Genomic DNA, 12,466 nt, shown 5'->3' with positions numbered 1-12,466 from the left:
TCCAAGGCTAACGCCCGAGCGCTGCAGTTCTGCAGCACTCGGGCGTCGGCTGGGGTTGTGGATCAGGTACAGATGCTCGGGTCCTGGTGACCCTGTGCAAACGAACCGGTGCAGACGATCCGGCTGGCTACTTCCGGACGATACCGGCGACGGGGAACTGCGAGTTCAGCCCGTTGACGTAGTAGCCGGACACGTCGCTCGTCGCGACGACGATCTGCGGGTACAGGTACAGCCACACGCTCGCCGCGTCCTTCGCGATCTGCTCGTTCACGAGCTTGAGCTTCGCGGTCTGCTCGTCCGTCGTCGTCGCCTGTTCGGCTTCATCGACCCACTGCGTCACCTGCGGGTTGTTGTACCCCCAGTAGAAGTCCGGGTTGCCGTACCAGACCACGTCGCGGTCGTTCACGTGCTCCTGGAGCGTCGCCTGGAAGTTCTTGTCCTTGAAGACCTTCGAGTACCACTCGTCGGCACTGATCGTGTTGATGTCGACCGTGATGCCGACCTTCGCGAGTTCACTCTTCAGGAACTCGGCGACGGCGGGGTGCGGGTCGTAACTCGGGGTGTCGAGCGTGAAGGTGAAGCCGTCGGCGTACCCGGCTGCGGCGAGCTCCTGCTTGGCGAGCGCCGGATCGTACGGGTTCACCTTCGTGAGGTCCTCGTACCACGGGTCGGTCGGCGGGACCATCGAGCCGATGAGCGTTCCGTAGTCGCCCCAGATGGAGGAGAGGAGCTTCTTCGTGTCGATCGCGGAGTAGACGGCCTTGCGGACGCCGGCCTGATCGAATGGAGCCACGCGATCGTTGAACGCGAGGAGCTCCTTCGTGGTCGAGTTGCCGTTGCTGACCGTGTAGTCCTTGTTGTCCGTGAACTGGTTCAGCTGGTCAGGGCTCTGGACGCTCGTGATGACGTCGATCTGCTTCGTCACGAGTGCGTTGCTCAGAGCGGTCGCGTCAGTGAAGTAGTTGAAGACCACTTCCTTGTTCTTCGGCGCATCGCCCCAGTAGTCCTTCGACCGCTCCAGGTCGAGGGATGATCCGCGCTTCCACGTGCCGAGGGTGTACGGACCGGTGCCGTCCTCCTTGGTCTTGCGGTCCTTCAGCTCGTCGTTGACGACCCAGACGTAGCTGAGGTTGTAGATGAAGGAGATCGACCGTTCGGACAGCTTGACGACGACCGTCTGGTCATCGGGGGTCTCGATGTCGGAGATCACCGTGAAGCTGCTCTTCCGGGCCGACTGCGAGTCGGGGGCGGTGACCGCTTCGATGCTCGCTTTGACGTCTGCCGAGGTCAGCTTCTTGCCGGAGTGGAAGGTCACACTGTCCTGCAGAGTGAACGTGTAGGTGAGGCCGTCGTCGCTCACGGTGCTGCTCTTCGCGAGGACGGGCTCGACCTTTCCGTCGTCGGTGAGCTTGTACAGGCCCTCGTAGACGTTGTTGCTGAACGCCTCGACGACGCCCTGGCCTCCGCCGTCGACGTTGCTCAGGTTCTGGGGCTCGTAGAGCGACCCGATCTCGATCGTCGCGTCGGCGCCTGCGGTGCTGCTCGAACCGCCGCTTGCGCAGCCGGCGAGGGTGACGGCTGCCGTCAGGGAGAGGGCGATGACGCCGAGGGTGGTGCTGCGTTTGGCTGATCTGTGTTTCACGGTGCTCCAGTGTTGGGGATGTGCTGCTGGGGGATGGGGTGCTGTGGGGATGTGCTGCGGGGGGCTGTGCGGGGAGACACTGTCTCGTGGGGGATCGGTGGGGGATCGGTGCGGGATGCGCGTTCGCCGGGCTTCAGACCGTGTAGATGTCGAAGCCGTCGCGGAACACGGCGGTCTGTTCGCCTGCTTCGACCGGACCGGCGAATCGGTTCTGGGCCGGCGGCATCGGACAGTTGTACTGCACCGAGAAGCCACACGGTGGAACGAAGGCCTGGTTGAAGTCGAGAAGGACGCGTCCGGCTTCGCCGAAGCCGTTCGACCCGCTGTCTACTGCATCGTCTCCGGTAGCTGCGCCGTTTCCGGCCTGGTTTCCGACCCCACTTCCGACTGCGCTTCCTGCGCCGCTTCCGATGCGCTGCACGAACAGGAATCGTCCGGAACCATAGCTCGCGCCATCTCCCGTGCGGTGGTTCGTCTCATCGCCGAATACGAGGAGGAGCGTTCCGTCGTCGTCGAAGGCGCTCATCGTGTAGTCGACGCCGTCCTTCGCGAATCGGATGTCTCCCGGGACGACGAGATCGCGTGTGCCACCGTTGTCACGGATGTGCTCGAACGGGATCGTCCGGTCCTCGGCGACCGGGGTGAACTCGGCCTCGATGACCCAGGAGGGGTCGAAGTCGAAGGCGCCGACCGTGTCGAAGGCACGGATGGCGGGGGACTGGGCGTCCCAGAGTCGGACACCGTACTCGGGCTCACCGGTGTCCAGGTTGGTGCGCTGCAGCGTCGTCGCGGTCACCGTGTCGGCGGTTCCCGATGCTGCTTCCTCTGCAGTCAGGCGTTGGCCGTTCGGAAGCCACCGGGTCTCGACGAGCGCGAGGTTGCCGAGCGGAGCGACGAGCTGCTCGAGTCGACGTGTGCGCCATGCTGCGTGGGCGGTTCGTGCGGCTTCGATCACGGTCGGTGCTGCGGTGTTCGCTGCTGCGGGCGCCTGTGCTGCGGGCGCCTGCGGTGCGTCGTTCTGTGCAGCGGGTGTTGCGGAAGTGCTCGTCATGATGTCAATTCTCCGAGAGAGGGGCCGATGCTCCCAATTGTGTTTCGCAATAGTTCGGTGCGGGTCACGAGTTCGGTGCGTGTGGTCACGTCACACCGGTGGGATGAGACGTGAGTCCCAAGCCCCAGAGTTCCCAGACCCCCGCCGGAGTTCTCGGGCCCCAAGAGTTCAGTGCTCGGATGCCCTCGGATATTCCCGGCGCTGACAGACTGGGAGAATGTCACCTGCTCTCCGCCACATGCCCGCTGACCGCCTCACCGTCTGGATGGTCGAAACGACCGAGTCCTACCGGCTTGAACGAATCAAGGCGGGGGAGTCGGAAGCTGAAGCATCGGCCAATGCGGAACGGTCCTTCTCGCAGCTGTTCCCGGGCGGCGAGCTCGCTCCGGGGCAACTCGTCTTCGAGATCCTCGAGGATGCTGCTGCAGGGCCGGCTCCTGAGGCGACCGCTGCGTCTGCTGATCCCATCGGCATCCTCTGGGTCGGCCCCACGCTCAACAGCACGACCGACTGGTGGGTGTGGAACATCGAGATCGTCGAGTCGCACCGCGGACGCGGACTCGGCCGAGAAGCGATGCGGCTCGCCGAGGTCCAAGCACGCGAACACGGAGCTGACTCCCTCGGCCTCAACGTCTTCGGCTTCAACGTTCCGGCGCGATCGCTCTACGAGTCGCTCGGGTACGAGACGACCTCCCTGCAGATGCGAAAAACGCTCTGACCCGTTGATCAGCATCAGGCTGTCGACCAGCATCTGAGCACGGCCGTCGTTCGCAGGCGGCATGGAGCTCGGAATACCGCCGGGACGACGACGATTGCACTCCGGTGGGGCGTTCAGCAGAACGTTCCGCCCCGATTTCAGTCCACATTCGGAACAGTCCAGATCCGGAACAGTCCAGATCCCGATCAGTCCAGATCCGGAACAGTCCAGATCCAGATCAGTCCAGAATCGGAACAGTCCAGAAACCGGAACAGTCCAGATCCACCCCACACCCACTCACAGGAACGGCAGGCACATGAAGGTTCTTCTCACCGGCGGCACCGGCTACATCGGCTCCAAGGTTCTTGAGCGACTGCGCGGAGCAGGCCATGACGTGGTCGCCGTCGTCAGGAGCGACGCGTCCGCCGCATCCGTCGAGGCAGCGGGTGCCACTTCACTGCTGCACGACCTGACCGATGTCGCTTGGCTCACCGAGCAGCTGGCGACCGTCGACGGTGCCATCCATGCCGCAGCCCCTTCCGACGCTCCAGCAGCCGAGTTCGACGATGCAGTGCTCGCCGCGGTCGTGGCTGCGTTCGGCGACACCGGCAAGCACTACGTGCACACGGGTGGGATCTGGAGCTACGGTTCCTCGGACGACGTGACCGAGGAATCCCCGAACAACCCGCCGGCACTCACCGCATGGCGGCACGAGCGCGAACAGCGGATCCTCACGGCACCGGTGCACGCATCCGTCGTCGTTCCCACGATCGTCTACGGCCACGGTTCCGGGATCCCGGCGCTCATCGTGAACGCACCGCGGACCGAGACGGGAGCCATCACCGCGGTCGGCACGGGTGAACAGCACTGGCCGACGGTGCACGTCGACGATCTCGCTGACCTGTACCTGGCGGTGCTCGAGCACGGTACGGCAGGCGCAACGTACATCGGCGCGTCCGGAGACAACCCGACCGTCGCAGAACTGGCCCAGGCGGTCGTCGGCGACGACGTCGAGGTGGTCGCAGAGGGTGAGGACGCTTCACGTGAGCGGCTCGGTGCAGCGTTCGCCGACGCTCTGTTCCTCGACCAGCAAGTCCACCGTGTTCGTGCCACAGAGGAACTGGGCTGGAAGCCGTCCGGTGTCGGCATCGTCGAGGACCTCGCATCGGGAAGCTACCGAGCGAGCTGATCGGGGTAGAACCGGCTACATCGACGGGCTCAGTAACCGGGGCGTGCTGCATCGTCGCACTTCGACAAGCTCAGTGACCGGACTCGATGACATCGTCGACACTTCGACGGGCTCCGAGACCAGCGTCGGCGCCCGGCCTCGGCATCGTTTTGACAGGTTCAGGAGCCGTTTTCCAGTCCCTGAGCCTGTCGAGGCGCGGTGAAGAACCACATGCTTGTCAAATTTTTGCAGACAACACGTAAGTCCTTGCGTATCATGGGCGCATGTCCAGACGTCTTGCCGAAGTCGCTCGAAAAGTCGGAGTCTCCGAAGCCACAGTGAGTCGTGTGCTCAACGGGAAGCCGGGCGTCTCCGAGGCGACTCGACAGACGGTGCTCACCGCCCTCGACGTCCTCGGCTACGAACGACCGACGAAGCTCCGTGGTGAACGAGCCAGACTCGTCGGACTCGTCCTCCCCGAACTGCAGAACCCGATCTTCCCGGCCTTCGCCGAGGTGATCGGTGGAGCACTCGCTCAGAACGGCTACACCCCGGTCCTCTGCACGCAGACCGCCGGCGGCATCAGCGAGTCCGACTACGTCGAGCTCCTGCTCGGCCAACAGGTGTCCGGTGTCGTGTTCGTCGGAGGCGCGTATGCGCAGGAGGACGCGAATCACGACCACTATGGTCGACTCGTCGAAGTCGGCCTTCCGACCGTGCTCGTCAATGCTCCAGTGGCAGACCTCGGATTCGCGACCGTCTCCTGTGACGACACCGTCGCGATCGAGCAGGCGATGGGGCACCTCAAGCAGCTCGGGCACACTCGCATCGGCTTCCTGCTCGGTCCGCGAGATCACGTGCCATCGATCCGGAAACTCACGACGATCAAGCGACTGTCCGCCGAATGGTCCCATCCGCTCCACGATGATCAGATCGTGCACTCGCTCTACTCGCTCGAATCGGCGCAGGCCGGAGCCACGAAGCTGCTCCGCTCCGGCGTGACTGCGATCGTGTGCGCGAGCGACCCAATGGCACTCGGGGCAATCCGTGCCGTTCGCAGGAGCGGCCGTCGCGTGCCAGAGGACGTATCGGTCATCGGCTACGACGATTCGGCGCTCATGAACTGCACGGAACCACCGCTGACCACGGTCCGTCAGCCGATCGAACCGATGGGGCGGACGATCATCGAGTTGCTGCTCAGGCAGATCTCGGGCGATTCGGCAACTTCCGACGAGCTCCTGTTCGAGCCGGAACTCGTCGTTCGCGGTTCGACGGCACCGGTCGCCGCTGCTGACCCGGCCATCGCTGCTGCGCCGGTCACTGCTGCGCCGGTCACTGCTGCGCCGGTCGCTGCTGCGGTTTAGCTCGGCGCTCGACGCTCTGCGCTCTGCGCTCACCGGTCTCGGTGATCTACGGCCACCTGTCTCGGTGGCTGAATCCGCCCTCATCAGGGCGGCAGCGCGCAAATCGCGCAAGTGATTTGCGCTTTGTTGAGTTCTTGCATCATTTTGTCGAGAAGGCTACGTTCGGCATCACGACGACGACGTTGTCCGGTCCTGGGCCGGCGCATCGTCCGGATGACCGCCTCCCGGGCGGTGTGATCGACGCCATCAGCTTCTGCCTGTTCAGCGCAACAGAGCAGCACCTGACGGACGGTCGCACTCGTTCCGGGCCGACCGACAAGGACCCTCGTGGACCCATCGACCCTCGCAGCGCAGGGCACAGCGACGCCGAGTACTGCAGCGCAGAGCACAGGAACACGGGGCACGGCAGCGCACAGCACGGTGGCGCGGCCAGAATCACGTGACGTGCCGGGTGTGTCCTCCGCGCCCGGTGCGCCCTCCCTGCACGCTGCAACGCAGACGTCCACCGCGACGCCGACGGACCTGGAACCCCTGAACCCGTCGACCGAGGACCCGCTCTGGTGGCGGAGTGCGGTCATCTACCAGGTGTACCCGCGCAGTTTCGCGGACGGCGACGGCGATGGAACCGGTGACCTCGCGGGAGTTCGTGCCCACCTCCCGTACCTTCGCGACCTCGGTGTCGACGCCATCTGGTTCACGCCCTGGTACACGTCACCCTTGGCCGATGGCGGCTACGACGTGGCGGACTACCGGACGATCCACCCCGTGTTCGGAACACTCGCGGACGCCGAAGCGCTCATCGCCGATGCGCTCGCCCTCGGCATCCGGACGATCGTCGATGTGGTGCCGAACCATGTCTCGAGCGATCACGTCTGGTTCCAGGAGGCTCTCGCTGCGGAACCGGGTTCTCCTGCACGTGATCGATTCTGGTTCCGGCCGGGTGCTGGTCCGGGCGGTGACGAGATGCCGAACCACTGGGTCTCCAACTTCTCGGGGGACACCTGGACTCGAACGACGAACCCCGACGGGACTCCCGGCGAGTGGTATCTGCATCTCTTCAGCCCAGAACAGCCGGACCTGAACTGGAACCATCCGGACGTCCGACGGGAACACGAGGACATCCTCAGGTTCTGGTTCGACCGTGGTGTCGCCGGCGTCCGCATCGACTCGGCCGCTCTGCTCGTGAAGGATCCTGCGCTCCCTGAGGTCCCCGATGCTCCGGCGGCAGGGGAACACCCGAACACGGACCGTGACGAGCTCCACGAGATCTACCGGGACTGGCGACGAGTCGCCGATTCGTATCCGGGTGCACGCATCCTCGTCGGCGAGATCTGGTTGCCCGACATCGATCGGTTCGCCGCGTACCTTCGTCCGGATGAACTGCACACGGCGTTCAACTTCGATTTCCTGGCTCGGCCGTGGGATGCAGGACAGTTGCGTGCATCGATCGATTCGACGCTCGCCGCTCATGCTCCAGTCGGCGCCCCGTCGACGTGGTTGCTCTCGAACCACGATGTGACGAGGCCCGTCACCAGGTACGGACGTGAGGACAGTTCGTTCGCGTTCCTCGGCAAGCGATTCGGGACGCCCACCGATCTCGCGCTCGGACAGCGTCGTGCGCGTGCTGCAGCGCTGTTGACGGCTGCGCTTCCCGGCTCGCTCTACCTCTACCAAGGCGATGAGCTGGGCCTGCCGGAGGTGGAGGACCTCCCGAGGTCACTCATCCAGGACCCCATGCACTTCAGATCGGGTGGTGTCGATCCCGGACGTGACGGCTGTCGGGTTCCGATGCCGTGGTCCGGTTCGAAGCCACCGTTCGGTTTCTCGACCACAGGACACTCCGCGTGGCTGCCCCAGCCGGCCGACTGGGCCGCACTCACGGTCGAAGCACAGTCCGACGATCCGGACTCGATGCTGTCGCTCTACCGAAATGCACTCAGGATCCGTCGTGAACGGGTCGCTCTCGGAGACGGTTCGCTCGAGTGGATCGACGCTGGACCGGTTCTGCACGGTGACGAGTCGCAACAGCCGAAATCGCAACGAGCCTCGCAGTCCGTCCTCGCGTTCACCCGCGGTGGTGGCTTCGTGAGCATCACGAACCTCTCCGATGCTGCGGTTGCCCTTCCCTCGCACGACGCGGTGCTCCTCACGAGCAGTCCACTCGACGACGGGCTCCTCCCTCCGGACACCACAGCCTGGCTCGAGGTGCAGTCCTGAACGCGGCACGTCCACAACCGACCAGTCCAACACCGACCAGCACAACATCGATCTACACAGCACCCATCAACGCAGCACCCATCAACGCAGCACCGATCAACGCAGCACCCCAGCACCATCAATCCAGCAGCACCATCGAAAGGACATGACGATGAAGTCACCCACGAGATCACTGGCAGACAACCCAGCATTTGCCAGTGCGAGTTCCAGAGCCAGAGCCGGCGTTCGAGCATTCGGTCCGAAGCGAGCAGTCGCGATCACAGCAGTCGCCGTGCTCAGCGTCGGTCTGCTCGCCAGTTGCTCGTCGACTCCCGCCGATGACGGCAAGATCACCATTCGGGTCGCGAGCCTCATCCCGGGCAGCGACAAGGATGCGTTCAAAGCCTTCGACGACCGCGTGAAGGAGTTCGAGAAAGCGAACCCCGACATCAAGGTGCAGGCGGAGGAGTACCAGTGGACCGGTCCCACCTTCGCGACGCAGCTCGCCGGTGGAACTCTTCCGGACACGTTCAACGTGCCGTTCACCGACGCGAAGACGCTCCTGCAGAATGGACAGCTCGCGAACATCACCGCTGAGGTCAAGAAGCTGCCGTATGCGGACAAGTTCAACCCGAGTGTCATCAACATCGCCCAAGACGACAAGGGCGACTTCTTCGGCATCCCGTACGGACCGTACGCCATGGGACTGTCCTACAACCGCAAGATCTTCACGCAGGCCGGACTCGATCCGGACAAGCCGCCCACGACCTGGGACGAAGTACGTGCTGCGGCCAAGACCATCTCCGAGAAGGTCCCTGGAGTCGCCGGCTACATGCAGATGACGCAGGGCAACAACGGCGGCTGGGAACTGGCGACGACGACGTACGCCCGTGGCGGTCGCCTCGAGACGGCGGATTCGAAGGGCAAGGTCACCGTCACCGCCGACGACCCGCAGGTGAAGGCATCCCTCGAATGGCTGAAGGAACTGCGATGGAGCGACAACTCGCTCGGCAGCAACTTCCTGCTCGACTGGAGTGGCATCAACCAGGCGTTCGGTGCCGGTCAGGTCGCCATGTACCCGAGTGGTTCGGACGTGCTGACGTCTCTCGTGCAGCAGAACGCAGTCGACCCGAAGGACTACGGCCTGACGGCACTGCCGATCGACGCAAGCAACTCCGAAGCCGGCGTGCTGAGCGGTGGCAACGTCGCAGCGGTCAGCGTGAAGTCGGATGCGGCGCACCGTGCCGCAGCGGTCAAGTGGATCGACTTCTACTACATGCAGAAGCTGCTCGACAAGGATCAGGCCGTCGCCGACGCCAAGGTGCTCGCGAAGTCGGGTCAGCCGGTCGGCGTTCCGACGCTTCCGATCTTCGACAAGGCGACGTACGACCAGCAGCAGGAATGGATCGCTCCCGAGGTGAACATTCCGCTCGAGAACGTGTCCGGCTTCACGAGCACGATCTTCGACCAGAACATCATCCCTGAGCCGAAAGCGCACACGCAGGAGCTCTACGGTGCGCTCGACACGGTGGTACAGGCCGTGCTGACCGACCAGAACGCCGACATCGACGCTCTGCTCAAGAAGGTCAACACCGACATCCAGAAACTGATCGACGCCGACAAGTAGCGCCGATGCCGTGTGCGATCCGGCTGCTCTCCCGTCCATGGGAGGGCAGCCGGATCCCGGGTTCGCTCTCGCTGACAGTCTTCCCGTCATCACGGACCGCACGCTCATCCATCTGCTTCACCTCCACGCATCACATGCACGCGGTTCACGTCCACGCGTCACATCCACTCGAGGAACACCATGACAGCTCTTGATCGTCCGCAGCGGCCTGTCGAACAGGCCGCTCACACTCCGACGGGGAGGAGAGGAAGGAAGAGGAATCCACTCAGCTGGGTCCGCGGAGGTGGACTCAGTACGCTCGTCTTCCTCGTTCCGCTGCTGCTCATCTTCGGTGTGTTCTCCTGGTTCCCCATCGGTCGTGCTGTCGTCATGAGCGTCCAGAAGACGAATCTTGTCACAGCTCCGACCTTCGTCGGTTGGGACAACTTCGTCACCGTCGTCAACGACCCGCTGTTCTGGACGTCGATCGGCAACACCGCCTGGTTCGCTCTCCTCGCGATCGTCATCGGCTATCCGATTCCGCTCGTCGTCGCTGTGCTCATGAGCGAGGTCAAACGGGCGAAAGGTCTCTACAGTGCGCTTGCGTACCTTCCCGTCGTCGTCCCTCCAGTCGTCGCTGTTCTGTTGTGGAAGTTCTTCTACGATGCTCGACCGACCGGTGTGTTCAACACGGTGCTCGGGTGGGTCGGCATTCCTCCGCAACCGTGGATTCAGAACGCGATGCAGGCGATGCCGTCACTCGTCGTCGAAGCGACCTGGGCGGCAGCGGGTGGAACGATCATCATCTACCTCGCAGCCCTCACGAGTGTTCCACCCGAGCTCTACGACGCAGCCGAAGTCGATGGTGCTTCGATCTGGCAGAAGGTCTGGCATGTGACACTGCCGCAACTGCGATCGATTCTGCTCGTCACGTTCATCCTCCAGATCATCGGAACCGCTCAAGTCTTCCTGGAACCGTTCCTCTTCACGGGTGGCGGTCCGGTCAACTCGACCGTTACGGTCCTGCTGCTCATCTACCGCTACGCCTTCCAGAACAGTCTGGGAGGCGACTACGGAGCCGCCACTGCGCTGAGCCTGATGCTCGCTGGGTTCCTCGCCATCCTCTCGATCGTCTACTTCCGCCTCACCAAGTCCTGGAGCCAGTCATGACCGTCTCGAACACTGTCCTGCCTGGTCCGGAGTCGGGGAATGATGGGAAGGCACGTACTGCACCGACATCTGCTGCAGCTGGGACCGGGGCTGACGCCGACGCGTCAGCGTCGAAAGCGCCCATCGGCGGTGCGATGGGCGCCCTCGGCACTGTAGGAGGCCTCGGCGCCGGCACTGCTGTTCCCTCGTCGGGCCGTATCGGTCTGTTCGGACGTGGTGCTCGTCGGCGGGAGCGGAAAGCGGGGGAGACAGACGCTCCAGATCGTGGGATCCTGTCCGCTGCTGATCGCTCGAAGCGCAGCATCCGCATCAGCACCGCGGTCACGCATACTGTGCTCCTCGTTCTGCTGATCATCGCAGGGCTCGGTCCTCTCCTCTGGTTGGCGAAGTCCGCGATCACCCCGACCGCCGACACGCTGCAGCAACCGATGGCGCTCTTCCCAAACGGCGTGGACTGGGAGAATCTCTCGACGGCTTGGTCGACGGTGCACATCGACGTCCAGTTCATGAACACGATCTGGGTCGCTCTGGGGTCGTGGCTCGTTCAGATGATCGTGGCGACGACCGGTGGATATGCGCTGTCGGTCCTCCGGCCGAAGTACGGTCCGATCCTCTATGGGCTCATCCTGTGTACGTTGTTCGTCCCTGCAGTGGTTCTCCTCGTTCCTCTGTATCTGACGATCCTCGATCCTCCGTTCCTTGGGACTTCGCTCATCAACACGTTCTGGGCCGTCTGGCTGCCGGCCGGAGCGAGTGCATTCAATGTGGTGATCGTGAAGCGGTTCTTCGACAATCTCCCGCGTGAGGTGTTCGAAGCCGCTCGGACCGATGGGGCTGGTCCGTTCCGGCTGTTCTGGTCGATTGTGCTTCCGATGTCGAAGCCGATACTCGGAGTTGCTTCCGTGTTCGCAGTGATCGCTGCTTGGAAGGACTACCTGTGGCCTTTGCTCGTCTTGCGTGACCCTGCGATCCAACCCTTGTCGGTTCGCCTTCCGACGTTGCAGAACGCGATTCAACTCGATGTGTATCTCGCGGCTCTAGCGATCTCGACGATCATCCCTGTGATCATCTTCATCATCTTCCAGCGGCTGTTCCTGAGCGGTGCTGGCCTCGGTGGTGCGGTCAAGGGGTAGGTTCGTGGTTCCTGTGTTCGTGCACTTCGACAGGCTCAGTGACCGGGGTCGGGCGACTGTGGGCAGGGTCTGGTCCCTGAGCCTGTCGAAGGGTTGGGGTCTGGGGCGGGATGGTACGGGTTATCCGGTGTCATCGAGGTGGAGTGTGCCGCCGCGTCGGGGTGTTCGTGTCCGGTCGAGGTGCGCGGGTGGGATGAACCACGGGGACCCGTCACGGATCCGGATGTCCCACCCGTCGGCATGCACCTGATGGTGGTGATGAGAGCACAGCAGGATGCCGTTGTTGAGGTTGGTGGTGCCGCCGGTTGACCACCAGGTGATGTGGTGTGCTTGGGTGTAGGCGGGTGGGTGTGGGCATCCGGTCCAGGCGCAGCCGCCGTCGCGTTCGGCGAGGGCGATCTTCTGACCGGTGCTGAACAAGCGTCTGCTTTGTCCGAGG

Annotated in this window: 10 protein-coding genes; 7 read left to right on the top strand and 3 right to left on the bottom strand. The window is 63.7% G+C overall.

Translation table 11 applies throughout. The features are described 5' to 3' along the window. Positions 1-127 precede the first annotated feature (127 nt). Complete coding sequence (locus ACQ3HB_RS15760) at positions 128-1,642, bottom strand: ABC transporter substrate-binding protein (protein ID WP_430921214.1); 1,515 nt, start codon at positions 1,640-1,642, stop codon at positions 128-130. Positions 1,643-1,775: 133 nt separating this feature from the next. Beyond that, complete coding sequence (locus ACQ3HB_RS15755) at positions 1,776-2,693, bottom strand: DUF1684 domain-containing protein (protein WP_430921213.1); 918 nt, start codon at positions 2,691-2,693, stop codon at positions 1,776-1,778. A gap of 217 nt (positions 2,694-2,910) precedes the next feature. Between ACQ3HB_RS15755 and ACQ3HB_RS15750 the strand changes: the two genes are divergently transcribed. The 7 genes from ACQ3HB_RS15750 to ACQ3HB_RS15720 all read left to right on the top strand — a co-directional run bounded on the left by ACQ3HB_RS15750 (position 2,911) and on the right by ACQ3HB_RS15720 (position 12,027). Then, a complete protein-coding gene (locus ACQ3HB_RS15750; protein WP_430921212.1) occupies positions 2,911-3,411 on the top strand; it encodes a GNAT family N-acetyltransferase in 501 nt (166 codons plus the stop codon). Between the two features lie 295 nt (positions 3,412-3,706). Further along, a complete protein-coding gene (locus ACQ3HB_RS15745; RefSeq protein ID WP_430921210.1) occupies positions 3,707-4,579 on the top strand; it encodes an NAD-dependent epimerase/dehydratase family protein in 873 nt (290 codons plus the stop codon). 263 nt (positions 4,580-4,842) lie between these two features. Then, positions 4,843-5,922: a LacI family DNA-binding transcriptional regulator gene (locus ACQ3HB_RS15740; RefSeq protein ID WP_430921209.1), complete on the top strand. Its 1,080-nt coding sequence runs from the start codon at positions 4,843-4,845 to the stop codon at positions 5,920-5,922. Positions 5,923-6,444: 522 nt separating this feature from the next. Beyond that, positions 6,445-8,139, top strand: coding sequence for a glycoside hydrolase family 13 protein (locus ACQ3HB_RS15735; RefSeq protein WP_430921402.1), 1,695 nt, complete (start codon positions 6,445-6,447; stop codon positions 8,137-8,139). A 151-nt stretch (positions 8,140-8,290) separates the two neighbouring features. After that, positions 8,291-9,745 carry an ABC transporter substrate-binding protein gene (locus tag ACQ3HB_RS15730; RefSeq protein ID WP_430921208.1) on the top strand — a complete coding sequence of 485 codons (1,455 nt, stop codon included), beginning with the start codon at positions 8,291-8,293 and terminating at the stop codon, positions 9,743-9,745. Between the two features lie 180 nt (positions 9,746-9,925). Further along, entirely contained in the window at positions 9,926-10,894 is a 969-nt protein-coding gene (locus ACQ3HB_RS15725; RefSeq protein WP_430921206.1) for a carbohydrate ABC transporter permease, read from the top strand. Continuing rightward, positions 10,891-12,027, top strand: coding sequence for a carbohydrate ABC transporter permease (locus ACQ3HB_RS15720; RefSeq protein WP_430921204.1), 1,137 nt, complete (start codon positions 10,891-10,893; stop codon positions 12,025-12,027). Before ACQ3HB_RS15725 ends, ACQ3HB_RS15720 begins: the two co-directional genes overlap by 4 nt. Before the next feature lie 120 nt (positions 12,028-12,147). Here the strand turns inward: ACQ3HB_RS15720 and ACQ3HB_RS15715 are convergent. Next, on the bottom strand, positions 12,148-12,466 hold a 319-nt coding region (locus ACQ3HB_RS15715), incomplete at its 5' end, for an HNH endonuclease (protein WP_430921202.1).

This window comes from Plantibacter lichenum, assembly GCF_050587525.1.
Taxonomy (GTDB): domain Bacteria; phylum Actinomycetota; class Actinomycetes; order Actinomycetales; family Microbacteriaceae; genus Plantibacter.
This window is presented reverse-complemented; position numbering and strand designations above follow the sequence as displayed.

Coding starts and splice junctions, on each gene's coding strand:
- ACQ3HB_RS15755 (WP_430921213.1), bottom strand. CDS start 2,693: ATGACGAGCACTTCCGCAACACCCGCTGCACAGAACGACGCACCGCAG.
- ACQ3HB_RS15750 (WP_430921212.1), top strand. CDS start 2,911: ATGTCACCTGCTCTCCGCCACATGCCCGCTGACCGCCTCACCGTCTGG.
- ACQ3HB_RS15745 (WP_430921210.1), top strand. CDS start 3,707: ATGAAGGTTCTTCTCACCGGCGGCACCGGCTACATCGGCTCCAAGGTT.
- ACQ3HB_RS15740 (WP_430921209.1), top strand. CDS start 4,843: ATGTCCAGACGTCTTGCCGAAGTCGCTCGAAAAGTCGGAGTCTCCGAA.
- ACQ3HB_RS15730 (WP_430921208.1), top strand. CDS start 8,291: ATGAAGTCACCCACGAGATCACTGGCAGACAACCCAGCATTTGCCAGT.
- ACQ3HB_RS15725 (WP_430921206.1), top strand. CDS start 9,926: ATGACAGCTCTTGATCGTCCGCAGCGGCCTGTCGAACAGGCCGCTCAC.
- ACQ3HB_RS15720 (WP_430921204.1), top strand. CDS start 10,891: ATGACCGTCTCGAACACTGTCCTGCCTGGTCCGGAGTCGGGGAATGAT.